Annotated in this window: 25 protein-coding genes and 2 pseudogenes; 17 read left to right on the top strand and 10 right to left on the bottom strand. The window is 61.8% G+C overall.

Translation table 11 applies throughout. The features are described 5' to 3' along the window. Positions 1-29 precede the first annotated feature (29 nt). Complete coding sequence (locus NVB75_RS01065) at positions 30-809, bottom strand: class I SAM-dependent methyltransferase (RefSeq protein WP_258345453.1); 780 nt, start codon at positions 807-809, stop codon at positions 30-32. Positions 810-945: 136 nt separating this feature from the next. On the opposite strand from NVB75_RS01065, the gene NVB75_RS01060 reads away from it, so the two are divergent. From NVB75_RS01060 to NVB75_RS01040, 5 genes are all read left to right on the top strand, one after another. After that, positions 946-1467 (top strand): DUF3455 domain-containing protein, encoded by a 522-nt coding sequence (locus NVB75_RS01060; RefSeq protein ID WP_226475917.1) that lies wholly within the window; start codon positions 946-948, stop codon positions 1465-1467. Between the two features lie 70 nt (positions 1468-1537). After that, positions 1538-2065: a sigma-70 family RNA polymerase sigma factor gene (locus tag NVB75_RS01055; RefSeq protein ID WP_258345451.1), complete on the top strand. Its 528-nt coding sequence runs from the start codon at positions 1538-1540 to the stop codon at positions 2063-2065. Beyond that, the gene (locus NVB75_RS01050; protein ID WP_258345450.1) at positions 2062-2745 is read left to right on the top strand and encodes an anti-sigma factor domain-containing protein; all 684 of its coding nucleotides are present in this window, start codon (positions 2062-2064) and stop codon (positions 2743-2745) included. Before NVB75_RS01055 ends, NVB75_RS01050 begins: the two co-directional genes overlap by 4 nt. Positions 2746-2859: 114 nt before the next feature. Continuing rightward, entirely contained in the window at positions 2860-4113 is a 1254-nt protein-coding gene (locus NVB75_RS01045) for a chloride channel protein (RefSeq protein WP_258345448.1), read from the top strand. Between the two features lie 87 nt (positions 4114-4200). After that, positions 4201-4755, top strand: a complete 555-nt coding sequence (locus NVB75_RS01040) for a UPF0149 family protein (protein ID WP_167664681.1) — start codon at positions 4201-4203, stop codon at positions 4753-4755. A gap of 133 nt (positions 4756-4888) precedes the next feature. Here the strand turns inward: NVB75_RS01040 and NVB75_RS01035 are convergent, their stop codons facing one another. Continuing rightward, positions 4889-5518 carry a lytic polysaccharide monooxygenase auxiliary activity family 9 protein gene (locus NVB75_RS01035; RefSeq protein WP_258345445.1) on the bottom strand — a complete coding sequence of 210 codons (630 nt, stop codon included), beginning with the start codon at positions 5516-5518 and terminating at the stop codon, positions 4889-4891. Positions 5519-5730: 212 nt separating this feature from the next. Then, positions 5731-6084 carry a DUF1428 domain-containing protein gene (locus tag NVB75_RS01030; protein ID WP_258345444.1) on the bottom strand — a complete coding sequence of 118 codons (354 nt, stop codon included), beginning with the start codon at positions 6082-6084 and terminating at the stop codon, positions 5731-5733. Between the two features lie 243 nt (positions 6085-6327). On the opposite strand from NVB75_RS01030, the gene aroA reads away from it, so the two are divergent. The 3 genes and pseudogenes from aroA to NVB75_RS01010 all read left to right on the top strand — a co-directional run. Next, positions 6328-7584, top strand: a complete 1257-nt coding sequence (gene aroA, locus NVB75_RS01025; RefSeq protein ID WP_258345443.1) for a 3-phosphoshikimate 1-carboxyvinyltransferase — start codon at positions 6328-6330, stop codon at positions 7582-7584. A gap of 32 nt (positions 7585-7616) precedes the next feature. Beyond that, entirely contained in the window at positions 7617-8006 is a 390-nt protein-coding gene (locus tag NVB75_RS01020; RefSeq protein ID WP_017475570.1) for a hypothetical protein, read from the top strand. A 645-nt stretch (positions 8007-8651) separates the two neighbouring features. Then, positions 8652-8804 (top strand): annotated as a pseudogene (locus tag NVB75_RS01010) (hypothetical protein); the annotation flags it as partial. Positions 8805-9460: 656 nt separating this feature from the next. Here NVB75_RS01010 and NVB75_RS01005 read toward each other — a convergent pair. The 3 genes and pseudogenes from NVB75_RS01005 to NVB75_RS00995 form a co-directional block, all read right to left on the bottom strand. Further along, positions 9461-9730, bottom strand: a pseudogene (locus NVB75_RS01005) (NAD synthetase); the annotation flags it as partial. 153 nt (positions 9731-9883) lie between these two features. Beyond that, positions 9884-10258, bottom strand: a complete 375-nt coding sequence (locus NVB75_RS01000) for a tautomerase family protein (RefSeq protein WP_258345442.1) — start codon at positions 10256-10258, stop codon at positions 9884-9886. A 4-nt stretch (positions 10259-10262) separates the two neighbouring features. Continuing rightward, complete coding sequence (locus tag NVB75_RS00995) at positions 10263-10541, bottom strand: carboxymuconolactone decarboxylase family protein (RefSeq protein WP_008436391.1); 279 nt, start codon at positions 10539-10541, stop codon at positions 10263-10265. A 107-nt stretch (positions 10542-10648) separates the two neighbouring features. On the opposite strand from NVB75_RS00995, the gene NVB75_RS00990 reads away from it, so the two are divergent. Beyond that, positions 10649-11506: a LysR substrate-binding domain-containing protein gene (locus NVB75_RS00990; RefSeq protein WP_258345438.1), complete on the top strand. Its 858-nt coding sequence runs from the start codon at positions 10649-10651 to the stop codon at positions 11504-11506. Here NVB75_RS00990 and NVB75_RS00985 read toward each other — a convergent pair. Then, a complete protein-coding gene (locus tag NVB75_RS00985) occupies positions 11503-12108 on the bottom strand; it encodes an NAD(P)H-dependent oxidoreductase (protein WP_258345435.1) in 606 nt (201 codons plus the stop codon). The genes NVB75_RS00990 and NVB75_RS00985 overlap by 4 nt on opposite strands. Before the next feature lie 90 nt (positions 12109-12198). Here NVB75_RS00985 and NVB75_RS00980 point away from each other — a divergent pair, with 90 nt between their 5' ends. Next, the gene (locus NVB75_RS00980) at positions 12199-12801 is read left to right on the top strand and encodes a TetR/AcrR family transcriptional regulator (RefSeq protein WP_258345434.1); all 603 of its coding nucleotides are present in this window, start codon (positions 12199-12201) and stop codon (positions 12799-12801) included. Here NVB75_RS00980 and NVB75_RS00975 read toward each other — a convergent pair. Both NVB75_RS00975 and NVB75_RS00970 read right to left on the bottom strand, forming a co-directional pair. Then, complete coding sequence (locus NVB75_RS00975) at positions 12798-13472, bottom strand: GNAT family N-acetyltransferase (protein WP_063029767.1); 675 nt, start codon at positions 13470-13472, stop codon at positions 12798-12800. The genes NVB75_RS00980 and NVB75_RS00975 overlap by 4 nt on opposite strands. Positions 13473-13715: 243 nt before the next feature. Beyond that, on the bottom strand, positions 13716-14606 hold the full coding sequence (locus tag NVB75_RS00970) for a LysR family transcriptional regulator (RefSeq protein WP_258345433.1): 891 nt from the start codon (positions 14604-14606) through the stop codon (positions 13716-13718). A gap of 111 nt (positions 14607-14717) precedes the next feature. Here NVB75_RS00970 and NVB75_RS00965 point away from each other — a divergent pair, with 111 nt between their 5' ends. From NVB75_RS00965 to NVB75_RS00935, 7 genes are all read left to right on the top strand, one after another. After that, on the top strand, positions 14718-15944 hold the full coding sequence (locus NVB75_RS00965; RefSeq protein ID WP_258345432.1) for an MFS transporter: 1227 nt from the start codon (positions 14718-14720) through the stop codon (positions 15942-15944). Positions 15945-15990: 46 nt separating this feature from the next. Then, entirely contained in the window at positions 15991-16701 is a 711-nt protein-coding gene (locus NVB75_RS00960) for a FadR/GntR family transcriptional regulator (protein WP_063029761.1), read from the top strand. Positions 16702-16808: 107 nt separating this feature from the next. Next, positions 16809-18002, top strand: a complete 1194-nt coding sequence (lhgO, locus tag NVB75_RS00955) for an L-2-hydroxyglutarate oxidase (protein WP_258345431.1) — start codon at positions 16809-16811, stop codon at positions 18000-18002. Positions 18003-18060: 58 nt separating this feature from the next. Next, on the top strand, positions 18061-19386 hold the full coding sequence (locus NVB75_RS00950) for an MFS transporter (protein ID WP_063029757.1): 1326 nt from the start codon (positions 18061-18063) through the stop codon (positions 19384-19386). 81 nt (positions 19387-19467) lie between these two features. Further along, complete coding sequence (locus NVB75_RS00945; protein WP_258345430.1) at positions 19468-20322, top strand: CAP domain-containing protein; 855 nt, start codon at positions 19468-19470, stop codon at positions 20320-20322. 140 nt (positions 20323-20462) lie between these two features. Continuing rightward, a complete protein-coding gene (locus NVB75_RS00940) occupies positions 20463-20882 on the top strand; it encodes an organic hydroperoxide resistance protein (RefSeq protein ID WP_258345428.1) in 420 nt (139 codons plus the stop codon). A 140-nt stretch (positions 20883-21022) separates the two neighbouring features. Further along, entirely contained in the window at positions 21023-22699 is a 1677-nt protein-coding gene (locus NVB75_RS00935; protein ID WP_258345427.1) for an ATP-binding protein, read from the top strand. A 3-nt stretch (positions 22700-22702) separates the two neighbouring features. Here the strand turns inward: NVB75_RS00935 and NVB75_RS00930 are convergent, their stop codons facing one another. Beyond that, entirely contained in the window at positions 22703-23830 is a 1128-nt protein-coding gene (locus NVB75_RS00930) for a sensor domain-containing diguanylate cyclase (protein ID WP_258345426.1), read from the bottom strand. Positions 23831-23860: the final 30 nt, after the last annotated feature.

Genomic DNA, 23860 nt, shown 5'->3' with positions numbered 1-23860 from the left:
ATAACTACTTATATCAAAACGTTCTGACTTTATGCCTTTCTTGCCAGTCGCTGGCTGCGGTAGGCCTGGGTCTGATACGGGAAGGCGACTGTCTCACGACCGCGCAACGCCGGATGCGTGTTGATCAGCGCCTGCAACTGCTCGGTCACCTGTGCTTTTTCCGCCGACGGCAACGCTGCGATAAAGCTCACGGAAAGGAAGCGATCCATGATCACTTCCTGGGGGCTGCCCACGTGGCTGTAGGGGAAGCAGGTCATTTCGGGGGTGGAAAAATACTCACCCGTGAACGCCTCGCGCCAACGCCCGGTGTGAAAACGCGGGGTGTCACCCTCGTAGGGCGTGATGATCTCGGTGATCGCTGCAACCCAGTCCACCGACTCATCCCGCACATTCCAGATCAACCCAAGGCGACCGTCCGGCTTGAGCACCCGGTGAATTTCCGCCAGGGCCGCTTCCGTGGAGAACCAGTGGAATGCCTGGGCACATACCAGCGCATCGGCGGTGGCCGCTTCCAGGGGGATGGCTTCGGCGGTGCCCGAGAGCAGGCGCACCTGCGGCAGCAATTTCTTCAACTGCGCGCCCATCGCCTCCACCGGCTCGACCGCGATCAACGTCGGCGCCACGGTATTGAGCAAGCGGGTGAACTTGCCGGTGCCGGCCCCCAGGTCGATGACGGTGGAATGGGGATTGATCTGCAGGGCGTCGGTCAGCCAGCCCGTGAGTTGCCGTGGATAGTCCGGTCGGCCTTGGGCGTAGGTGACGGCCTGAGTAGAGAAACCCTGTTGAGCAGACGTGTGAACACCGGTCATTGCCAATCGCTCCTCTGGTAGTGCGGGGGCCACAGTGTGCGCCCTTGCTGATTTATTTTCTAATCGCTGCATCCGTTTTCGCGTGCCGTGGGTAGTACAGGCAGCAGCGCCTTGCTGCCCCTACGGAGAGACACCGATGAACGCCAAAGCCCTGTTCTGCGTGACCTGCCTGTTTGCCGCTGCACCGACCGCCTTTGCCCAGACCGGTTTACCCGACAGCATCAAGGTGCCGGACGGTCACAAGGTGGCAATGGAAACCACTGGAGTCGGCGAAATCACTTACGAGTGCCGCGACAAGGCCAACGCTGCCGGCCAGACCGAATGGTTTTTCGTCGGGCCCAAGGCCGTACTCAATGACCGCAATGGCCAGCAGGTCGGCAGTTACTTCGGCCCGCCGGCCACCTGGCAGGCCAAGGACGGCTCGAAAGTCACCGGCACCCAGTTGGCGGTGGCGCCGTCCAGCCCCGGCAACCTGCCCTATCAGTTGGTCAAGGCCAACCCCGCCGAAGGCAAGGGTGCAATGAGCGGCGTCGCCTACATTCAACGGGTCGCCCTCAAGGGTGGCGTAGCACCGAGCACCGAATGCACGGCGGCCAACAAGGGCCAGCAGGCAGTGGTGAAGTACCAGGCTGATTACATCTTCTGGGCGGCCAACTGACCAAACTCGTCTACGCTGCTGCGAAAGCGCCCCGGGCTCTCCGCCGGGGCCTCCACCTGGAAACCTGTCTTTGCCTGAAGCCGATTTTGACTATGAAGCCTGCCTGCTGGCTTGCGCCCGTGGCGAACAACCGGCCTTGCGCGGGCTGTACCAACAGGAAAGCTCCCGGTTGCTGGGAGTTGCCTTGCGCATTGTGCGCGACAAGGCGGTGGCCGAAGACATCGTGCATGACGCCTTTATCAAGATCTGGAACCGTGCCGCCAGCTTTGACCCGCACAAAGGCTCGGCCCGCGGCTGGGTGTACAGCGTGACCCGACACCTGGCGTTGAATGCTGTGCGCAGTAGTGGCCGCGAAGTGCCCCTCAGCGAAGAACATGAAAGCGCAGCGCCCACCGACACCTTCGACTATCAAGCGCGCTCGGGGCGGATCTACAGTTGCCTCGAACAACTCGACCCGGCCCGCCGCAATTGCATCCTGCATGCGTACGTAGACGGTTATTCCCACAGCGAAATCGCGCACAAACTCGGCACCCCGCTGGGCACCGTGAAAGCGTGGATCAAACGCAGCCTCGCGGCATTGCGTGAGTGCATGGCATGAACAGCATCGACGAACTGGCCAGCGAATACGTGCTGGGCACCTTGCCCACCGAGCAGCGTGCCGAGGTGGAACAACGCCTGGCAACCGACGCCGCGTTGCGCGCAGCGGTACAGGCCTGGGAGCAGCGCCTATTGCCATTGACCGAGCAGGCCCCGCCCGCAACGCCGTCGGTGTATTTATGGCGACGCATCGAGCGCAGCCTGGGGCATTCGGCCACTCACGGTTCGCCCGTTTCGTGGTGGAACCGGCTGGCCTTGTGGCGCGGGCTGGCCGGTGCCGGCATCGCGGCAAGCCTGGTGTTGGCGACGCTGCTACTCACCCGCACACCTGCCATCAACCCGACCGCTTATGTGGTGGTGCTGGTCGCCCCGCAAAACCAGGCGCCGGGCTGGGTGATCCAGGCGAGTAATACTCAGGAAATCCAGCTGATTCCCCTGGGCGTCATGGAAGTACCGGCGGACAAGACCTTGCAGTTCTGGACCAAGGGCGAAGACTGGCAAGGCCCGGTGTCGCTGGGCTTGGTCAAGCCTGGGCAGACGTTATCTGTGCCGCTGGACAAACTCCCGCCACTGGCGCCGAACCAGCTGTTTGAGCTGACCCTGGAAAACCCGGGTGGCTCGAAAACCGGCAAGCCGACAGGTCCGATTCAGGCAATTGGCCGGGCCGTTAAAGTAATCTGAACGTAATGCAATGTTGTGGAACGCCAGTTCGCGCAGTTGCATTACATCTCGGGGCTATGGCGTCACCATTGCGCTATAGAATCAGGCTCGAAAACCCGGCTCCCTGGACCCTTCATGCCCTCAAAGACCCGTTCGCTGCTGATTCTTGCCCTCGTCGTCATCTTTACCGGCATCGGCGCCGGCCTGGGCGGCATGCTCCTCGCCTTGCTGCTGCACGGCATTCAGCACCTGGCCTACGGCTACAGCCTCGACAGCCTGATCAGCCATGAAACCTTTTTGCTCGGCGTCACCGCCGCCGCGCCCGAACGCCGGGTGTTGGTGCTGATCACCTGCGGCCTAGTAGCCGGCGTGGGTTGGTGGTTGATCTACCGCTATGGCCGCCCGTTGGTGAGCATCAAGCAAGCGGTCTCGGCCGAGGCGCCGATCATGCCGCCCAAGACCACCCTAGCCCACGCCGTGCTGCAAATCATCACCGTGGCCCTCGGCTCGCCCTTGGGCCGTGAAGTGGCGCCACGGGAAGTCGGCGCACTGGCCGCCACTTGGTTATCACAACGGGCGCGCCTGGCACCGGACATGCATCGGTTGATTGTTGCCTGCGGCGCGGGTGCCGGGCTGGCGGCGGTGTACAACGTGCCGCTGGGGGGCGCGGTGTTTGTGCTCGAAGTGTTGGTGGGTGTGTTCAGTTGGCCTGCGGCGGTGATCGCGTTGGCCACCTCGGCCATCGGCGCATCAGTGGCCTGGATCGGCCTGGGGGCTGAGGCGCAATACGTGGTGCCGCACTTCGTGCTCAGCCCCGGCTTGATCGCCTGGGCGCTGGCCTGCGGCCCGGTATTTGGTCTCGCCGCCTACGGATTCACCCGCCTGACCGGAGCAGCCCGCAGCAACGCCGCCCGTGGCTGGCGGCTGCCCGTGCTGTCGTTGATCAACTTTACGATCATCGGTGGCCTGGCGATGTTCCTGCCGCAAATCCTCGGCAACGGCAAAGGCCCGGCGCAGTTGGGCTTCGACAACGAGCTGACCATCGCCCTGGCCGCCGTACTGCTGGTGGTCAAGGTGCTGATCACCGCCAGCAGCCTGCGCGCCGGTGCCGAAGGTGGCCTGCTGACCCCGGCGCTGGCCAACGGCGCGTTGCTCGCGATCATCCTCGGTGGCGCCTGGAACCTGCTGTGGCCCGGCGTGCCGCTGGGGGCGTTCGCGATCATTGGCGCGGCAGCGTTCCTGGCATCGAGCATGAGCATGCCGTTGACGGCGATTGTGCTGGTGGCGGAATTCACCCGCATCGACCATGACTTCCTGGTGCCGATCATCCTCGCAGTGGCGGGTTCGATGTGCATGAGCAAGCTGTGCGTCCTGTGGGAAAAGCGTTGAAGAAGCTGGATTAAAACCCCGACACGCGCCATCCTCCGCGCTTTAAGCCGCCCCATCAGCGGCGTTCTACGCACAAAGGATATGCCCATGCACGACCAACCCCTCGCCCCCGCCGATTTCGAATTCATCGACGAAACCCTGCTCAAGTACGGCGACGACCATTCGGTGCTGAACCTGGCGGAACTCGACGGCTACTTCACCGCACTGGTTTCAAGCCCTGCCCAAGTGGACGTTGCCGAATGGTTCCCGGGGATCTTTGGTGGGCAGAACCCGGATTGGGAAAGCCCGGAAGAAGCCGGGCAGTTCCTTGAGCTGTGCGTGCGCCATATGAACGCCATTGCCACGCAACTGGCGACCGATGCCCAAGGCTTTAAAGCACGTTTCGAAGAAACCGAGCATCAGGACCAGCCACTGACCCTGGCGGAAGAATGGTGCTTTGGCTATATCCGTGGCGCCGCGATTGGCAACTGGCCAGAGCTGCCCGCCGAACAGGCCGGGCAACTGGAGAAGATTTCCTGGTGCGCCGAGCAGGACAACTTTGAACTGCCGGCAGACCTGGATGTTGATGCCCATCAGCAACGGGTAGCCGCTATCGAACCGGCCGCCCGCGCGTTGCACGACTACTGGTTGGCCCAGCGCTGAACGCAACACCTGTGGCGAGGGAGCTTGCTCCCGCTGGGGTGCGAAGCGCCCCCTGATTTTCAGGGCTGCTTCGCAGCCCAGCGGGAGCAAGCTCCCTCGCCACATTTTGTTTTGCCTCCAGGTTCAGTTGTCGCTAGTTGAAATCGACGTCAAACGCCTGATAGAACGCATTGCCGGTGTTGGCCACGATCCACATCAACACCAGCACATGCCGGCCCTTCTTGCCCTTGGGCAATGTCACCTGATGTTCAACCTTGGCCTTCAGTTCAGCCGAGTGCTGGTAATACGGCACCTGGGTATAAAAGTCCTCGAAGAACGGTTTGGGCTCCAGTTGAGCGCGGCTGATGCGCTGCTTGGGGTCCCAGCCGTCCTTGGTGATCAACCAGCGATAACCACGGGTTACGTGTGCGGCGGTGTAAGCCCACTGCACCTTGAACACCTGGCCGGCTTCAACATTCAGTAACGGCCAGTTAAACGGGGTGTTGAGCTTTTTGCCCATTTCTTCGTCGGTGAAGTTCACGCAGTCGCGGGCATCGGTCTTGCCGCCGCTGAGGATGTGCCCGTCAGCGGGCGGCGTGACGCTCTGATCGTCGGTTTCGTAAGGCGCCGGAAACGGGCCTGCGTTGAGGGCCGGGAAGTTCTTGCCACCTTCCATTTCGTTGACTTGCCAGCTTTCCAGCAGTCCGCGTTCCACCGCCACCGCGCCACGGCTGGCGGGGGTCACGACGCGACCATGCTTGAGTTGAGTCTGGGGTTTGTTCATTTCAGTCACTCCTTGATTGAAGACCTCCCGTCATGGGAAGCGCCTTGAACTTAGCCCACCCCGCCGGGTTGTCTACCCGACGGTTCTGTCAGACAAATCGCGTCATGTCCTTGTTTTGCGTAGCTTTCGCGCCGGTCTTGCACCAGAGTTGTCGTCGGTCCTACCCTACGACAGGCGATCGGACTACAGCGGCCGTCCATGAACGCCTGGCCTCAGGTGTTGAGGATCATCTCAAACCCGCCATAGATCATCCGCTGCCCATCAAACGGCATCGGATTGACGTCTGCCTTCAGGCGCGGGTCTTCCATCACCTTGCTCATCCCGACGTCACGCACCTGCCGCGACGGCCAGACGATCCAGGAAAACACCACGGTTTCATCCTCCTTGAGCTTGACCGCCATGGGAAACGAGGTCACCTGCCCCTGGGGCACGTCATCGCCCCAGCACTCGATGATATTCAGCGCACCGTGTTCCTTGAACACCACGGCGGCGGCCTTGGCGTGCTGGATGAATTGTTCGCGTTTTGCGGTGGGCACCGCGATGACGCAGCCATCTACGTAAGACATGATCATTCTCCTGATTCGACGGGTTGTTGTGCTTGTAGTCGATCCATCAGGCGCTCAATCGACATCAAGGAGGGAAATGTCGACCAATGGTGGTTTCACGAGTGCGAGCGTATGGCGACATGAATGGCCGCATGGCGCCATAACCCGCGACTCTCAACGATCCACGCTCGACAACGGTAGCGTGTTTGGCCGATTATTCGTGTCCGCCAAATGCCACCCGCCTTGAAGCAGGAGCCTTGTACCTTGAGTTCGCAGAAAACCGTGACCGTTACACCGCCCAACTTTCCATTGAACGGCAAGGTAGCGCCCCCCGGCTCCAAATCCATTACCAACCGTGCCTTGCTGCTGGCGGCCCTGGCCAAGGGCACCAGCCGCTTGAGCGGCGCGCTGAAAAGCGATGACACTCGCCACATGTCGGTGGCCCTGCGGCAGATGGGCGTGGTGATCGATGAACCGGATGACACCACGTTCGTCGTCACCGGCGTAGGCAAGCTGCAATTGCCGGCGCAGCCGCTGTTCCTCGGCAACGCCGGCACGGCGATGCGCTTCCTCACCGCTGCCGTGGCCACTGTACAAGGCACCGTGGTGCTGGACGGCGATGCCTACATGCAAAAACGCCCGATCGGCCCGCTGCTGGCGACCCTCGGCCAGAATGGCATCCAGGTCGACAGCCCTACCGGTTGCCCACCCGTGACCGTCCATGGCACTGGCCGCGTGCAAGCCAAGCGTTTCGAGATCGACGGCGGCCTGTCGAGCCAGTATGTGTCGGCGCTGCTGATGCTGGCGGCGTGCGGCGAAGCCCCGATTGAAGTGGCCCTGACCGGCAAGGACATTGGCGCCCGTGGCTATGTCGACCTGACCCTGGACTGCATGCGCGCCTTCGGTGCCCAGGTACACATCGTTGATGAAAGCACCTGGCGCGTGGCCCCGACCGGCTACACCGCCCACGACTACCTGATCGAGCCTGATGCTTCCGCCGCCACCTATTTGTGGGCTGCCGAAGTGTTGACCGGCGGCCGCATCGACCTCGGTGTCGCCCCGCAGGATTTCACCCAGCCCGATGCCAAGGCCCAGGCAGTGATCGCGCAGTTCCCGCACATGCAACCGGTGGTTGTCGGTTCGCAGATGCAGGACGCAATCCCCACCCTCGCCGTGCTCGCAGCGTTCAACAACACGCCGGTACGTTTCACGGAACTGGCCAACCTGCGGGTCAAGGAATGTGATCGGGTGCAGGCACTGCATGACGGTCTGAATGAAATCCGCCCAGGCCTGGCGACCATTGAAGGTGATGACTTGCTGGTAGCCAGCGATCCGGCCCTGGCGGGTACCACCTGCAACGCGCTGATCGACACCCACGCCGACCACCGCATCGCCATGTGCTTTGCCTTGGCGGGCTTGAAGGTCTCGGGGATCAGGATTCAGGACCCGGACTGCGTCGGCAAGACCTATCCTGAGTACTGGAAAGAGCTGGAAAGCCTTGGGGTCCATCTGACCTGGTAAGCCGCCGGCGCCGGTAACGGGAGGGAGACTGCATGACAATTCGCCAACCCTGCCCACCCGGCGTCTGCGACTGCAATCGTGAGCAACTGCTCGACCTTCCCGGCGCCGATGCACGCATCCTGCACCTGACGCGCCAGGAAGAAAAACGCCTGCTCGAACGCCTCGAAAACCTGCAAAGCCTGCCCGACCTGGAGCGCATGCAACAGCTGATGCACCAGCAACTGGGGATTCGCGTGCATGTCGCGCCGGGCCATACGGAAGTGAAGACAATGCGCGGGATTCAGATCGTTATCGATGACTTGCCGGGGTTGTGTCGCAAGACCCGGCAGTCGATCCCGGCAGCAATTCGCAAGGGCATGGAGAAGCGGCCGGAGATTGCGTATCGGTTGCTGGATGCTCATGACTTGTTTCGCGAGGGTTGAGGGCAGCCTTCCATTTGCGGCGATTTTCTCGCTTGAGCCTGCGGGCCGTTTTGTATTCGAGGCGAGCCTGGGCCATCTCCTGAGTACGCGGGGGCCGAAAGCCGGCTTTGTAACGCTTGCGTTCGTGGCGAAGTAGAACGAGTTCTGCGCGCATTTGGCGGTGGCGTTTAGTGTTCAGGAGGTAGAGGCCTAGAAGCGAGAACAAAAGCCCTGTCGAGAAAGTAAAAAGATCTGGTGTGTAGCTGATAGTGAACATCACCGCAGAAAAGCTCAGCACACAACAGCCAACCATTATCCAGACTCCCCACGCTCGCCCTCGCACAACAAGAGCATTTCCCACCGACAAGATCACTGACATTACGCCCATATCAAGACCCGAGTAATTGCGGTAACCAGAAATCCGATGTAGATAGGTGCTGCCCAAAAGCGCGCTCGCCATAACAAGCCCAAGAAGCGCGCAAAAAAAAGCACCAATAAAAACCGGGCCATACCGAGCCAGAAAGGCCTGACGTGAATGCCTCAATTCCATCATTCAAACTCTTCGTATAGGCCGATAGCGACGGTTCTAATATTCCCGGACAACCCGCTGCCGGTAATACTCATAGACGCGCCAATCGCATCCTTTATTTGCGTGACCGTCGCTTGATGCGCGGGATTCAGATCGTTATCGATGACTTGCCGGGGTTGTGTCGCAAGACCCGGCAGTCGATCCCGGCGGCGATTCGCAAGGGCATGGAGAAACGGCCGGAGATTGCGTATCGGTTGCTGGATGCCCATGACTTGTTTCGCGAGGGTTGAGGGCGGCGTTCCATTTGCGGCGATTTTCACGCTTGAGCCTGCGGGCCGTTTTGTATTCGAGGCGAGCCTGGGCCATCTCCTGAGTACGCGGGGGCCGAAAGCCGGCTTTGTAGCGCTCGCGTTCGTGACGAAGTAGAACGAGTTCTGCGCGCATTTGGCGGTGGCGTTGGGTATTGAGCAGGTAGAGGCTTAGCAGCGGGAACAACAGCCCCGTTGTGTAGATAAAAGGATGGGGCTGATAACTGTAGGTGAACAGCACAATGAAAAAGCTCATCACACAACTGCCTGCCAGTATCCAGACGCCCCAGGCGCGACCTCGGAGGATAAGAAAGTTGCCCGCTGACAAGATAATGGAAGCGATGCCCACATCCAGTCCCGTGTAACTACGATAAGCAGGCACGCCTCGCATATAGGTACTACCCATCGACGACCCCGCTACCGCAAGAGCGAAAAGCGCAAACATAAAAGCACAGACGAAAACCGGAAAATAGTGAGCCATAAAAGCTCTAGGGGAATTTCTCAGTTCCATTATTCAAACTCTTCATATAGGCCGATGGCCAGTGTCCGGATATTCCCGGAGACGCCGCTGCCTATGACACTCATGGTTGCACCCATACCGACGGCCTCAAGTACCCATGCGACTCCCTCGGCTACTGCTGCAGCTCGCGTATAAGATCCAGCCGCGCCATGTACCTCGGCGCTTCACGCAAAATCACCCGTTTGGGCAACAAACTGCAAACCGGCTGAAGCTCACGCAACGTCACCGGCCACAGTTGATCGTCGAGGTACACACCCCCTGCGCCCGCAATCGCCGGGTCAGCATCGATCGCGGCAAACAACCGGCCGAGGTCGATACTGCCTTCGATCCGTTTGCGGGTGGTGCGATAGGCAGCTGGAAAACCGTCCTTCAAGGCGCTGGAAGTCATTCCTTTACTCCTGGATTCCACAAGAGCGCAAAGAGTAAGACTGAGCCGCCTGAAAGGTTGTCAGAAAGGTCCTCCTTTCCAGACTGACATTTCCCGATCACCTCTCCATACCTTGTGGGCAATCATTCCAATTGGAAAAGTACGCCCGTGCTGCTAATTCCCTCTGCCACCTGCAAACGACCACTCATCCGCCGCCGTCGTCGTAATCACCACCATCACATCCTCAGGGCTCAGCCCGATCGCAGCCTCCAGTCGCTCCACCAACACCTGGTAAAACCGCCGTTTGGTCTCGGTATCACGAGGTTTACCGCCCGTGATCGCGATGAGTACATAGTCGTGGCTGCGCGGGCCGCCCAAATAGTTGAGGTCGATGATCATCTCGCCAATTTCGTGCTGGTGGATCACGTGGAAGCGATCCGCGTCAGGAATCTTGAAGCTTTCAACCAGAGCGTCATGCAATCCCTGTGAAAGCGCTTGCAGATACTCAGGGGATTTCCCGCGGTGCAGAGAGATTCGAGCGTAAGGCATGGGGTTACTCCGCAGGATGGATGGCTGCCAACAGGTTCAGCGCCGACGCCGCTGTTGGCCAGCCAGAGTAAAACGCCAGGTGAGTGATGACTTCACCCAGTTCCTCGACGCTCAAGCCATTGCCAACCGCCCGCTGCAAGTGAAACGGTAGTTGCTCCAGACGGTACATCGCCACCAGTGCCGCCACGGTGATCAGGCTGCGCTCCCTGGGCGACAGGCCCTCGCGCTCCCAGATATCGGCGAACAGCACGTCGCGGGTCAGCTCGGTAAATTTGTTGCTCATGGACGCTCGCTCCGACAATTCAGTTGACGGGCAAAAACTAGCAAGCCAGGATCATTCCGAATATCAGATTTAATGGTATCCACCATCCCGTTTTAATGGACCATTCAATGCGCCGTCCCACCTTCGACCTTGATGTACTGCGCACCTTCGTCACCGGCGTGGAGCTGAACAGCTTTGCCAGGGCGGCGGATCGCCTGGGCCGTTCGACCTCAGCCGTCAGCGCGCAATTAAAGAAACTCGAAGAACAGGTCGGCACGCCGGTGCTGAGCAAATCCGGGCGCGGGCTGGTGCTGACGCCGGTGGGTGAAGCGCTGCTCGGCCACGCCAGGCGGTTGCTGGACCTCAATGACACTGTCTTCAGCAGCCTTAACGAAACCCAAACCGCAGGCACCTTGCGCCTCGGCTTGCAGGAGGATTTCGGCGAGCATGTGCTCAGTGACATCCTGCGGCGCTTCGCCAGGCTGTACCCGATGATCAGTCTTGAAGTGCGGATAGGCCGCAATGCCGAGCTGTTGACCCTGATCGACAGCGCGAGCCTGGACCTGGCGCTGACCTGGGAAACCGGTCAGACATCGTCCTGCCGCACCCGCCTGGGGCAAACACCCATGCACTGGATCGGGCCCCGGGACAAACCTCAACTACCGCGCGCCGAGGGCGCGCCGCTGCCGCTGGTGATGTTCGAGGCACCCTGCGTATTGCGCAGCGCCGCCACCGAAGCCCTGGACCGCGCCGGCATTGCCTGGCGCATTGCCTTGACCAGCCCCAGCGTGGGCGGGATCTGGGCGGCGGTCGATGCCGGGTTGGGTGTGACCTTGCGCACCCGTATCGGTTTGCCTGCGCACCTGCGTGTACTCGACGGTCTGCCGCCGGTGCCGTCCCTTGGCTATGAATTGCATTGCAGCCATCCAGCGCCAGGCGCTGCGGTAGCACAGCTGGCAGCGCTCATACAGAGCAGCCTGGTTTAGGCGGTTTCACAGGGTTCCAGGGTGACGAACAGTTGTCGCCCCAACTTCGCCGCCGTCTCCAGATGCTGTTCGGCAGCGCCGCTTTCCGAGTCCAACAGCAGCTCGGATGTCAGCACTTTCGCACCGCAGTAATCAAAGATCCCATGGTCGATTTGCGTGCGCATGGCGTCGGCATAGCCGTGGCGTTCAAACACACCCTCATCCGCCCCGCCGACGCCCAGCAAGTGCACCTGCAAGTGGCCGAGTTTTTTCACCACCTTCGTCTCAAGGCTGTAGTCGATGGCCCAACCGTTGACGAATACCCGGTCGATCCAGCCCTTGAGCAAGGCCGGCATTGACCACCAGAAGATCGGGAACACCAGCACCAACGCGTCGGCGCGGTCCAGACGGGCCTGTTCGGCCAGTACGTCGGCCGGCGGCGTGGCGCGGGTGCGATGCACTTTATGGTCGGCGGCGTTGTAACGCGGGTCGAAACCTTCAACGGCGAGGTCGGCAATTTCAAAGGTGTGGCCGGCGGCAGTTATGCCGGCAGCCGCCTGTTTGGCGAGGCTGTGGGTCAGGGAGTGTGAGTCGTGGTGAGCAACAACGATCAGCGCGTGCATGGCAGTGACTCCGTCGGGGTAGCGATGAGAAGGCAAATTGAGTAGGCTTGAGCTAAGTTACCGTTGGTAAGTTACTTTTGGTATATAAGCATGTCAAGCGATCAATCCCCCGCCCCTCGCCGCCGCCTGTCCCGGGATGACCGGTTACGCCAGCTGCTCGACGTGGCCTGGCAACTGGTGCGAGAAGAAGGCACCGATGCCCTGACCCTGGGGCATCTGGCTGAGTTGGCCGGCGTTACAAAGCCGGTGGTGTATGACCATTTTGGCGATCGCGCAGGGCTGTTGGCCGCGCTGTATGAAGATTTCGACGCCCGTCAGAACCAGGTATTTGCCGCCGCAATCGAGGCCAGCGAACCCACCCTGGACGACCGCGCGTGGGTCATCGCCTCGTGCTACGTCGACTGTGTGTTGCTACAAGGGCGTGAAATTCCGGGGGTGATTGCTGCTTTGGCCGGCAGCCCGGAACTGGAGAGCATCAAGCGTGAGTACGACGTGATTTTCCTCGGCAAGTGCCGGGATGCCCTCGCCCCCTTTGCCGCGGACGGTGTGATAAGTCAGGCCGGTTTGAGGGGGATGCTGGGCGCAGCGGAAGCGCTGTCCCACGCCGCCGCCAGCGCAGAGATCAGCCCGGTGGAGGCACAGGAGGAACTGTTTGCGAGCATCAAGTCGATGGTGAGTCGAGGAGCGCGTTAACCCAGCCTTGCGTGCACAAACATTCGGGCCTTGTGGGTCATCTGGTCGAAGTGTCGATCACGCTGTTTCTCCGCATCGATCATCGCCCGCTTGCCGTGTTTTTGCAGCAGGTAGGTGTGGATCTGCCGCACCTCCAGCGAGCTGTAGATCGACGCCACATCCAGCAGCCCCATCAAGCCGTCAGTGCTGTAGTCGCGGGTGTTCATCAGCACCTGAGTACCGCGCACGCCGCGCAGTTGAAAGCCCATGGACTCGAACGCCGGTACCTTCTCGACCGCGCAGGTCAGTTCGGCATGGGGGTAGCGAGCGAGCATGTCCTGCATCATCGCCCGCGCCACGCCTTTGCGCCGATGGCTGGCGTGCACCGCCATGTACGCCACGCCGCACGCCTCGGGATCGTCTTTCACCGGCAGGTACAGCAGGAAGCCGATCACCTGCTCCTGCGCGTCCAGCGCGACGATCAGTTCAACCGCAATGCCCTTGGAGCCGCCCAGCGCTTCGAGGTACAGGTGCACTTCGTAGCCGATCGCGTACTGGTAGACGTTGTACAGCAGGTTGCTCGGCGGGATGGCGACCATGCTGATGTCGGTCAGGTTGTCGACCACCATTTGCAGGATCTGCGCATTGATCGGCTCGGGGCATGGGGTTTCATAATGGGTAAGGCTGAACATTCGAATTCCTGGTGTTTCATTTTAAGGCCAGGCGGATTGTACCTGCTGAAGGGCCGCCGTGGACCCGGAAACACCCATTGTGGCGAGGGAGCTTGCTCCGCGCTGGGCTGCGTAGCAGCCCCATTAAGCGCACCGCGTTCTTTCAGTTGGAAACAGGATGCCGGTTTTGGGGCCGCTTCGCAGCCCAGCGGGAGCAAGCTCCCTCGCCACAGGGGGGTCGGTGCTTTCCTGTCCGGGCTCGGCTCATTGCGCACACACCTCCCGCAGGCAACCGCGCAGCCAGCGATGGGCCAGGTCGGCGTCCAGGCGTGGGTGCCAGAGCATCGATACGGTGAAGTCCGGGAAGGCGAACGGCAGCGCAAAGCGGTAGAGGTCGCTGTGCAGGTTGGCGGTATGGCGCTCCGGTACGCTGGCGATCAGGTCGGTGCTGCGGGCCAGTGCCAGGGCGGTGGAGAAGCCGGCGACGATGGTCACCACGTCCCGGGTCAGCCCGAGCGCTTCAAGGGCCTGATGGATCTGGCCCTGATCACGGCCGCGCCGGGACACGTAGATGTGCTGGCCTTCGGCGAAGCGTTGCGGTGTGACTTCGCCCTGACTCAGGGGGTGCCCTTTGCGCACCACGCCGATAAACCGGTCGCGGAACAGCGCTTGGGTCAGCACTTCAGGGCTGGCGCTGCTGTCGACCACGCCGGTTTCCAGGTCGACGCTGCCATCGCGCAGCGGCGTACTGCCTTTGTCCGGCTTGTGCACGAAGCGCAACCGCACGCCAGGCGCTTCCCGGGCGACCCGCGCCAACAGCGCCGGGCCGAAGTTTTCAACAAACCCGTCGCTGGTGCGCAAGGTGAAGGTGCGTACCAGTTGGCTCAAGTCCAGCGTCGCAGCGGGTCGCAACACCGCTTCGGCGTCCTGCACCAACTGACTGACCTGTTCGCGCAACGCCAACGCCCGCGGCGTTGGTACCAGGCCACGCCCGGCACGCACCAGTAACGGATCGCCCGTGGTTTCCCGCAGTCGTGCCAAGGCCCGGCTCATCGCCGACGGGCTCAGGCGCAAGCGTTGAGCGGCACGGGCGACGCTGCCTTCGGCGAGCAATACATCCAGGGTGACCAGCAGATTGAAATCAGGTGTCGACACGGCAAACCTCACAGGGCGTTTGGCGCACGTATAAAGTGCAAATGCTGCGCCTTCCGCCATGTTAGGTGACGGCGTAGATTTCCGACAGCGGTCAAACCCTGGAGCCTCTTGATGAAATCACCTGCACCTCGTGGCGCCCTCGCCGCCCTGTCACTGTCCATGTTGCTGGCGTCTTTGGGCACCAGCATCGCCAACGTTGGCCTGCCAAGCCTGGTGCAAGCGTTTGACGCATCCTTTCAAGCGGCGCAGTGGGTGGTGCTTGCCTACTTGCTGGCAATCACCGCCGTGATCGTCAGCGTCGGGCGACTGGGCGACCTGATGGGCCGCAGCCGCTTGCTACTGGCAGGGTTACTGCTCTTCACCGTGGCCTCGGCCCTGTGCGGCGCGGCCCCCTCCCTCGGGCTGTTGATTGCGGCGCGTGCCGTGCAAGGCCTGGGCGCGGCGATCATGATGGCCATGACCATGGCGCTGGTGGGCGAGACCGTCGCCAAGGAGCGTACCGGCCGTGCCATGGGTTTGCTCGGCACGATGTCGGCCATAGGCACCGCGCTGGGGCCAAGCCTTGGCGGAATGTTGATCGCCGGGTTTGGCTGGCGCGCGCTGTTCTTCATCACCGTGCCGCTGGGGTTGCTGACCTTTGCCCTCGCCCGGCGTTATCTGCGGGTCGACCGCCGCGAGCAACAGCCCGTGCAATCCGGGTTCAGTTTCTTGTCGACGCTACGGGAGTCGACCCTGAGCGCCGGCCTGGCCATGAGCGCCCTGGTGTCGGCGGTGATGATGGCGACACTCGTCGTCGGGCCCTTCTACCTGACCCACGGTGCGGGCCTCGACCCCGCCTGGATGGGCCTGACCATGGCAGTCGGGCCCTGCGTTTCAGCATTGATGGGCGTACCTGCGGGGCGTTTGACCGACCGTTTCGGCAGCGGCCCGATGACGATTGTCGGGCTGCTGGCGATGCTGGCCGGCTGCCTGTTGCTCGCACTGACGCCGCTGAATCTCGGGATCGCCGGGTACATCGGCCCGCTGATCATCCTCACCCTCGGCTACGCCCAGTTTCAGGCCGCCAACAACACCGCGGTGATGAGCGACGTACTGCCAGACCGCCGTGGCGTAGTCGCCGGCTTGCTCAACCTGTCGCGCAATGTGGGGCTGATCGCGGGCGCCTCGGCATTGGGTGCGGTCTTTGCGCACATTTCAGGTGACCTCGCCACGGCCACTCCCGCCGACGTGGGAAGTGGGATGCGAGCCACGTTCGGCGTGGCATTGGTACTGATTGGTGTAGGTCTTTTCCTGGCCCTACGCGCCCGGTTCCGCGTAACAGCTGTCTTGACAAGGTAAAATCGTAACGACTATTGTCTGACAACCTGATTACCAAGGTTTTCCCATGCTTGAGCTCCAGCGCCCTGATTCGCTCGTTATGCGCGTTGTCAGCGCCATTCGTGCAGAAATCGATTCCGGCCAACTGGCGCCCGAAGCGCGCCTGCCTACCGAACAACAACTGGCTGAACAGCTCAACGTCAGCCGCTCAGTGGTGCGTGAAGCGATTGCCCAGCTCAAGGCCGACGGCGTATTGACTGCGCGGCGTGGCCTGGGCTCATTTATTTCCCAGACTCCGGCCGGCACCGTGTTCCGTTTCCCGGAAAAGAACGGCCGCCGTCCGGACCTGGCGCAGATGTTCGAAGTACGCCTGTGGATCGAAACCCAGGCCGCCTCGATTGCCGCCCAGCGCCGTGATGCCGCTGACCTGCACCGCATGAAGACCGCCCTGCAGGAAATGCACGACAAGCGCGCCGACTTCGAAGCCGCCGCCCTGGCCGATGTGGAATTCCATCGCGCCATCGCCGAGGCCAGCAAGAACGACTATTTCGTGGCCTTCCATGACTTCCTCCGCAGCCAACTGGCCAGTGCGCGCAAGACCGCCTGGGAAAACTCTGCCACCCGTTTTGTCAGTGGTTCAGCCGACGCCACCCAGGAACACACCGCGCTGTACCAGGCCATCGTCGACGGTGACGCCCAAGGCGCCGCTGCCTGTGCCGAAGCCCACTTGCGCGCCGCAGCACGGCGTCTGCATCTGGAACTGCCCGCTATCAATTAACCGATCCAGACCCTTTTGAAGCGTGCCGTGGGGCGCGCCGTTTTTTTAACAAAATCATTAGTCTGACAACCTGATAAGCAGACTGAAAAGCGTAGGTACCTAAAACAATGATTTATGACTTTTGCATCATCGGTGGCGGCATCGTCGGCCTGGCCACCGCAATGGAGTTGCTCAAGCGTCAGCCGAACGCCTCCCTGGTAATCCTGGAAAAGGAAAGCCTGCTGGCCAAGCACCAGACCGGCCATAACAGCGGCGTGATCCATGCCGGCATCTACTACGCGCCGGGCAGCCTCAAGGCCGACTTGTGCAAACGCGGCGCCGAGGCCACCAAGCAGTTCTGCGCTGAGCACGGGATCAAGTTCGAGGTGTGCGGCAAGTTGCTGGTGGCCTCCACCCCGCTGGAAGTGCAGCGAATGGAAGCGCTCTACGCCCGCTCGCAGCTCAACGGCATGAAGGTCGAACGCCTGGACGCCGACCAGTTGCGCCAGCGCGAACCGAACATCGTCGGGCTGGGCGGGTTGTTTCTCGACGCAACTGGTATCGTCGATTACCGCGAAGTCTGCGAAACCATGGCCCGGGTCATCCGCCGTGCCGGTGGGGAAATCTGCCTGGAACGCACGGTGACCTCCATCGTCGAGGACACCGACAAAGTTACCGTCAGCACCCGGGGTGAAAGCTGGCAGGCCAAGCACCTGGTGGTGTGTGCAGGTTTGCAATCGGACCGTCTGGCGGTAATGGCCGGGGTCAAGATCGACCACCAGATCATCCCGTTTCGCGGCGAATATTTCCGCCTGCCGGAATCGAAGAACAACATCGTCAACCACCTGATCTACCCGATTCCTGATCCGGAGTTGCCGTTCCTCGGCGTGCACCTGACCCGCATGATCGACGGCAGCGTCACCGTCGGCCCGAATGCCGTACTCGGCCTGGGCCGCGAAAACTACCGCAAGTTCTCGGTGAACTGGCGCGATGTGGCGCAGTACGCAAGCTTCCCGGGCTTCTGGAAAACCCTCTGGCAGAACCTCGGTTCCGGCAGCGTCGAGATGAAGAACTCGCTGTTCAAGTCCGGCTACCTGGAGCAGTGCCGCAAGTACTGCCCTTCGCTCAACATCGAAGACCTGCTGCCCTATGAAGCCGGCATCCGCGCCCAGGCCGTGATGCGCGACGGCACCCTGGTGCACGACTTCCTGTTCGCCCAGACCCCGCGAATGCTCCACGTGTGCAACGCGCCCTCACCCGCTGCCACCTCTGCAATTCCCATCGGCGCGATGATCGCCGACCGCATGTTCAAGCCCGACTGACACCCTGCATCACGCGTCACTTTGACAATAAATATAATGACTCATAAGGAAGTACAGAATGACGGCAACAGCCCGCACCCCGGACGTTGAAACCCCCGAGCAAACCAAGAAACGCCTGCGCAAAGTCGCGGCCGCGACGATCTTCGGCTCGATGCTGGAGTGGTATGACTTTTACCTGTACGCCACCATGGCGGCGATTGTGTTCTCGAAGATTTTCTTCGATAACAGCGACCCGAAAGCCGCCACGCTGATGGCGTTTTCCACCTTTGCCATCGGTTTTATCGCCCGCCCGTTCGGCGGCATTCTGTTCGGCTACCTGGGCGACAAGTTCGGGCGTAAACAAGTGCTGGTGCTGACGTTCTGCATGATGGGCGTGTGCACCACGCTGATCGGCCTGATCCCCAGCTACGCCTCCATCGGCATCTGGGCGCCGATCGTGCTGGTGTTTATCCGCATCATCCAGGGCCTGGGCGCCGGGGCCGAATTGTCCGGCGCGGCGGTCACTTCCTACGAGCACGCCTCGGAAGGCAAGCGCGGCAGCCAGGGTGCATGGCCGGCGCTGGGGCTGAACCTGGGTTTGCTGCTGTCGTCGCTGACCGTGTACCTGCTGACCATCAACGGCAACGAATTCCTGCTGGCCGGCGGCTGGCGGATCCCGTTCATTTGCAGCATCGCGCTGGTGGGTGTGGGCCTGTGGGTGCGCAACAGCATCCCGGAAACCCCGGAGTTCAAAGAACTGAGCAAGGAAACCGCGAAGGCCAAGGCCTCGCCGCTCAAGGCGCTGTTCAAGAACGACCTCAAGGGTTTGGCCGTGGTGTTCTTCGTGGCGATTGGCTACAACGCCCTGAGCTACATCTTCAAGACTTTTTCCCTGGCGTACCTGACCCAGTTCAAAGGCGTTGATGTGCACGTGACGTCGCTGTCGGTGACCATCGCCAGCCTGATCGCCATCGTCGCCGTGCCGTGCTTCGGCTGGCTGTGCGACAAGTGGAGCAGCAAGACCGTGCTGATGCTCGGTGGCCTGCTGTCGCTGCTGTTTGCCTATCCGTTCCTCGCGCTGCTCAATACCGGTGAGAGCCTGATGATCTACATTGCCATCGGCGTGGGCACCGGCATCCTCGCCCCGATGATGTTCGCGCCCCAGGGTTCGTTCCTGAGCCGGCAGTTCCCGACCCAGACCCGCTCTTCAGGCTTTGGCACCGGGCGCGAAATCGGCACCGCGATCGCAGGTGGCCTCGCGCCATTAGGGGCGTTGTCGATGGTCGCGGCGTCGGCCACCCACTCCACTGATGGCGTTGTGATAATCCTCGCCATCTCATCGCTGCTGGTCGTGGTGTTCGCCTTGTGCGATCAGGGCCGTAAACACTCGGCATTCAAGAACTGAGGCAAAAAGTTCGGACCAACGGGTGCATGGATGCCCCTTCATCGCGCATCATGGGCACTTTCAAGCTCAAGGGAAACGTCCATGCGCGTTCTGTCATTGATGATGGGTCTTACGACGCTGGCCGCCAGTCTGGTGTTTAGCGCCCAGGCGCAGGCGGGTGAAGAAAGCCTGTTGATCGACTCGATCAATCAATACCGCAGCCAGGTTCAGCGCTGCGGCACTCAGGGTTCCCAGGAGTTGCCGCCGCTGGCCAGCGACACGCGGCTGGTGTTGCCGGTCAACAGCGTCGGCGACCTGCAGCAGGCGTTGGCGCGGGCGGCGTACCCGATGGTCAACGTCCAGGCCATCAGCCTGTCGGGGCCCAAGAACGCTGAAGCCGCAATGAAAGCCGTGCGCGAAAGTTTTTGCCGGGTGGTGCTCGACCCGCAATTCATTGATATCGGGGTGAGCAACAGCGGCCAGGACTGGCGCATTGTGCTGGCCCGTCCGCTGTTGACCAGTGGCCTGGGCGAGAGCCAGACCGAAGGCAAAAAGGTCCTCGACCTCATCAACGCCGCCCGCCAGCAACCCCACCAATGTGGCGGCCAGGCCTTTGCCGCCACCACGCCGCTGAGCTGGAACGAGGCACTCGCCAACGCCGCCGCCGGCCACGCCCGCAACATGGCCAACGGCAACTTCTTCGATCACCTCGACCACGACGGCCGCACGCCGGGGGACCGGGCTGAACTGGCGGGCTACATCGGCCAGCAGATCGGCGAGAACATCGCCGCCGGCATGGACACCCCGCGCAAGGTGGTCGACGGCTGGCTCGCCAGTCCCGGGCATTGCGCCAACCTGATGAACCCGCAGTTCCGCGAAATGGGCGCCGCCTATGCCATGGACCCGAAAAGTGATGCCGGCATCTACTGGACGGGGTTGTTTGGGGTGCAGCAGTAGCGTTTTGTATCCCAACGTATCTTCGCGCCGAGGCGATACACTGCGAGGCGCGGCCCCATTGGCGATGACACATTGCGGATACGCCAACACGGTTTCCTGTGCACACCGGCCCACCCCGGGCCACTCACAAGGAAACCGTCATGTCCCAGAACAGCACCGTGCTCTACACCGGCAAAACCCACACCACTGGCGGCCGTGAAGGCGCTTCCCACAGCGATGACCTGCAACTGGACATCAAGCTGTCGCCGCCCGGCTCCAAGGCGGCCGGCACCAACCCCGAGCAACTGTTTGGCGCCGGCTGGTCTGCCTGCTTTATCGGCGCGATGGGCAAGGCCGCTCAAACCCTGCAAATCCGCCTGCCGGCAGACACTGCGGTGAGCGCCGATGTGGACCTGGTGAACAGCCCGGAAAACGGCTATTACCTGCAAGCGCGGCTGCGGGTCAGCCTGCCGGGTATTGAACACTCGGCCGCTCAGGCACTGGTGGACCTTGCCCATCAGACGTGCCCGTATTCCAAGGCCACTCGCGGCAATATCGAGGTTGCGATCAGCGTGGTCTGAAGGCGGTTTGGCGGGTCATTCTCCAGCGCAGGCATTAAAGTGCCATCTAGTGGATAATCCCGCTGAACTGGCTGGGTCCAGGGGTGTCTGTTGCTTGGCATCCCTACTCAGCAAACCGTGGCAAAGAAGGCGTTCACCGAATGACAAACTGGCTGCAAGGCGGCGGCGAAATGGCCGAACGGGTCCGGCATCACGATTGGGCCAATACCCCACTGGGGCCGCTGGACCAATGGCCAGACGTACTGAAGACCACCGTCGCGCTGTGCCTTGCCTCCAGTTTCCCTCAAGCGATCATCTGGGGGCCTTCGCTGATCACGCTGTACAACGACGGCTTTATCCCGATTCTTGGCAACAAGCCCGATGCACTCGGGCGGCCTTTCAGCCAGATCTGGCAGGAAGCCTGGACCGAAATCAGCCCGATCGCCGATGCCGCCTTCGCCGGTGAAGCCACCTTTATCGAAAATTTCCCGTTGATCGTCGAACGCGGCGGCGCGCCGGAGCAGGCGTACTTCACCTTCTGCTACAGCCCGATCCGCGACGTGCAGGGCAAAGTCGTCGGCATGCTCGACACCGTCACCGAAACCACCGCCACCGTTGTCCTGTCCCGGCGATTGACCGAGTTGAATGCGAGCCTGGAGCAACGCGTCAATGAAAGAACCACCCTGCTGATCCAGACCGAAGCCGCATTGCGCCAATCGCAAAAGCTCGAAGCCATCGGCCAGTTGACCGGGGGCGTGGCCCATGACTTCAACAACCTGCTGACCATCATTCGTTCATCCGTGGACTTCCTGCGCCTGCCCACCCTGTCCGAAGAACGTCGCCAGCGCTACATGAGCGCCGTTACCGATACCGTGGAGCGAGCAGGTAAATTGACCAGCCAGTTGCTCGCGTTTGCCCGCCGCCAGCCGCTCAACCCGGAAGTGTTCGATGCCGCCCAGCGGGTCAAGAACATCGGCGAGATGCTCGAGACGGTCACTGGCGCGCGGATTCAGGTGCGCGTCGAACTGCCTGGCCAGCCGTGTTATATCCGCGCCGACTCCAGCCAGTTTGAAACCGCACTGATCAATATCGCCCTCAACGCCCGGGACGCCATGAGCGGCCAAGGCACCCTGACCCTGCGCCTGGATGCCGAGCAGGCACTGCCGAGCATCCGCGGTGACGCCGGCTCACGGCAGGCGTTTATTGCGATCTCCCTCACCGACACCGGCAGCGGGATTCCCGGTGAGACGTTCGAGCGCATCTTCGAACCCTTTTTCACCACCAAGGAAGTCGGCAAGGGCACCGGCCTTGGGCTGTCCCAGGTGTTCGGCTTCGCCAAGCAGTCAGGCGGTAACGTCGACGTGGCCAGCCAGGTCGACCAAGGCACGGTGTTTACCCTGTACCTGCCGCAAGTGGTGCCCGAAGAGGGCTTAGAGCGCTGCGCACCCGAGCGGTGTGGCCTGATCGCGGACTGCGCCCAACGCCATATTCTGGTGGTGGAAGACAACCTGGAAGTGGGCCGTTTTGCCAATCAGATCCTCCAGGACCTGGGCTACCAGACCACCTGGGCGACCAATGCCGAACAGGCCCTGGAGCTGGCCGGTGCAGAGGTGAAGGAATTCGATGCGGTGTTTTCCGATGTGGTGATGCCCGGCATCACCGGCGTGGCGCTGGCCAAGGAATTGCGCCGGCGCAGGCCTGACTTGCCGGTGGTGCTGACCTCGGGCTACAGCGAGGAACTGGCAGAAAGCGGCTACGAAGGCCTGGCCTTCCTGCCCAAGCCCTACTCCGCCGACCAGGTCTCACAGGTACTGGCCAAGGCATTGCTCAAAGGCTGAGGCCTATTCCGCCACGGCCACCTGGTTGCGCCCGAGGGCCTTGGCGCGGTACAGCGCCTTGTCTGCAGTGTTCATCAAGCCGTGCAGGTCCTGGTCCACCGCCCGGGCCCAGGCCACGCCGAGGCTCGCGGTCAACCCATGGACCGGCTCGCTGGCCAGCCCTGCGATGGCCTTGATCAACTGCTCGGCGATGTGCCGCCCGGTCTCCAGCGACGTATCCGGCAGCAACACCGCAAACTCCTCGCCGCCCAGCCGCCCGTAGACATCGGCCTGACGAAACGACGCGCTGATCACCCCGCCGATCTGCCGCAGCACCTGGTCCCCGGCCTGGTGGCCGTAGGTGTCGTTGATGTTTTTGAAGTGGTCCATGTCCATCATCAGCGCGCACAACGGCTGCTGGTTGTGCCGACACTGTTCATAGAGCAACTGCGCGTGCTCGAAAAACGCCCGGCGGTTCATCAGGCCGGTGAGTTCATCGGTTTGTGCGGCGCGGGTGGAGATATTGTGGGCCCGTTCCATTTGCCGGGTCAGGCGAAAGGCTTTCTCCAGGGCATCCGACAGCTTGCGCGTGGCGCCGCCAACAAACGAAGAAAACACCAGCACCGCCAGCGCCATGCCGACTTGCATCGAGGAGGGTTGAAACAGCAGCCACAGGGTGCATGGCAGCAAGACCAGGCCCATGGAAACCAGGGTCATGTAGCGATAGGCCGAGTAACACGAGACGGCGCTGACCGACATGCCCACGGTGAACAACATCACCAGGGCCTGGGAGAGTCGGTCGTCGGTGGGCATCAGCGCGAATGCACCGATCCCCCAGACTCCGGCTGACAACATCAGCGTCATCCAGTAACGCCGTTCCCAGCGTGCGGGGGTGCGATCACTGTTGGGGCAGCGAAACCAGGCCATGAACATCGACACTCGCAGCAGCGACGTGCCCGCCAGCACCACCAGCCAGACCAGCATTACCGAGTGGTCGAAACGTTCCCAGCACAGCCAGCAGAGCATGGCGGCCGCCATATAACTGCCGAACACCGCCGAAAATGATTGGCGAAACAGCTGGTGCAAGCGATCGGTTCGTACCTGCTCCTCGATGAAGCAATCCTGGTCCTGCCCACGTTCAAGGCCATTCATTGGGTCCGCCTGATCTTACTGCCGCGACAA

The sequence above is a fragment of the Pseudomonas sp. CBS genome (assembly GCF_024734645.1).
Taxonomy (GTDB): domain Bacteria; phylum Pseudomonadota; class Gammaproteobacteria; order Pseudomonadales; family Pseudomonadaceae; genus Aquipseudomonas.
This window is presented reverse-complemented; position numbering and strand designations above follow the sequence as displayed.

Excerpts from the sequence above, each read along its gene's own strand:
- NVB75_RS01065 (WP_258345453.1), bottom strand. The coding sequence starts at position 809 with ATGACCGGTGTTCACACGTCTGCTCAACAGGGTTTCTCTACTCAGGCC.
- NVB75_RS01060 (WP_226475917.1), top strand. The coding sequence starts at position 946 with ATGAACGCCAAAGCCCTGTTCTGCGTGACCTGCCTGTTTGCCGCTGCA.
- NVB75_RS01050 (WP_258345450.1), top strand. The coding sequence starts at position 2,062 with ATGAACAGCATCGACGAACTGGCCAGCGAATACGTGCTGGGCACCTTG.
- NVB75_RS01045 (WP_258345448.1), top strand. The coding sequence starts at position 2,860 with ATGCCCTCAAAGACCCGTTCGCTGCTGATTCTTGCCCTCGTCGTCATC.
- NVB75_RS01040 (WP_167664681.1), top strand. The coding sequence starts at position 4,201 with ATGCACGACCAACCCCTCGCCCCCGCCGATTTCGAATTCATCGACGAA.
- NVB75_RS01035 (WP_258345445.1), bottom strand. The coding sequence starts at position 5,518 with ATGAACAAACCCCAGACTCAACTCAAGCATGGTCGCGTCGTGACCCCC.
- NVB75_RS01030 (WP_258345444.1), bottom strand. The coding sequence starts at position 6,084 with ATGTCTTACGTAGATGGCTGCGTCATCGCGGTGCCCACCGCAAAACGC.
- NVB75_RS01020 (WP_017475570.1), top strand. The coding sequence starts at position 7,617 with ATGACAATTCGCCAACCCTGCCCACCCGGCGTCTGCGACTGCAATCGT.
- NVB75_RS01000 (WP_258345442.1), bottom strand. The coding sequence starts at position 10,258 with ATGCCTTACGCTCGAATCTCTCTGCACCGCGGGAAATCCCCTGAGTAT.
- NVB75_RS00995 (WP_008436391.1), bottom strand. The coding sequence starts at position 10,541 with ATGAGCAACAAATTTACCGAGCTGACCCGCGACGTGCTGTTCGCCGAT.
- NVB75_RS00990 (WP_258345438.1), top strand. The coding sequence starts at position 10,649 with ATGCGCCGTCCCACCTTCGACCTTGATGTACTGCGCACCTTCGTCACC.
- NVB75_RS00985 (WP_258345435.1), bottom strand. The coding sequence starts at position 12,108 with ATGCACGCGCTGATCGTTGTTGCTCACCACGACTCACACTCCCTGACC.
- NVB75_RS00980 (WP_258345434.1), top strand. The coding sequence starts at position 12,199 with ATGTCAAGCGATCAATCCCCCGCCCCTCGCCGCCGCCTGTCCCGGGAT.
- NVB75_RS00975 (WP_063029767.1), bottom strand. The coding sequence starts at position 13,472 with ATGTTCAGCCTTACCCATTATGAAACCCCATGCCCCGAGCCGATCAAT.
- NVB75_RS00965 (WP_258345432.1), top strand. The coding sequence starts at position 14,718 with ATGAAATCACCTGCACCTCGTGGCGCCCTCGCCGCCCTGTCACTGTCC.
- NVB75_RS00960 (WP_063029761.1), top strand. The coding sequence starts at position 15,991 with ATGCTTGAGCTCCAGCGCCCTGATTCGCTCGTTATGCGCGTTGTCAGC.
- lhgO (WP_258345431.1), top strand. The coding sequence starts at position 16,809 with ATGATTTATGACTTTTGCATCATCGGTGGCGGCATCGTCGGCCTGGCC.
- NVB75_RS00950 (WP_063029757.1), top strand. The coding sequence starts at position 18,061 with ATGACGGCAACAGCCCGCACCCCGGACGTTGAAACCCCCGAGCAAACC.
- NVB75_RS00945 (WP_258345430.1), top strand. The coding sequence starts at position 19,468 with ATGCGCGTTCTGTCATTGATGATGGGTCTTACGACGCTGGCCGCCAGT.
- NVB75_RS00940 (WP_258345428.1), top strand. The coding sequence starts at position 20,463 with ATGTCCCAGAACAGCACCGTGCTCTACACCGGCAAAACCCACACCACT.
- NVB75_RS00935 (WP_258345427.1), top strand. The coding sequence starts at position 21,023 with ATGACAAACTGGCTGCAAGGCGGCGGCGAAATGGCCGAACGGGTCCGG.
- NVB75_RS00930 (WP_258345426.1), bottom strand. The coding sequence starts at position 23,830 with ATGAATGGCCTTGAACGTGGGCAGGACCAGGATTGCTTCATCGAGGAG.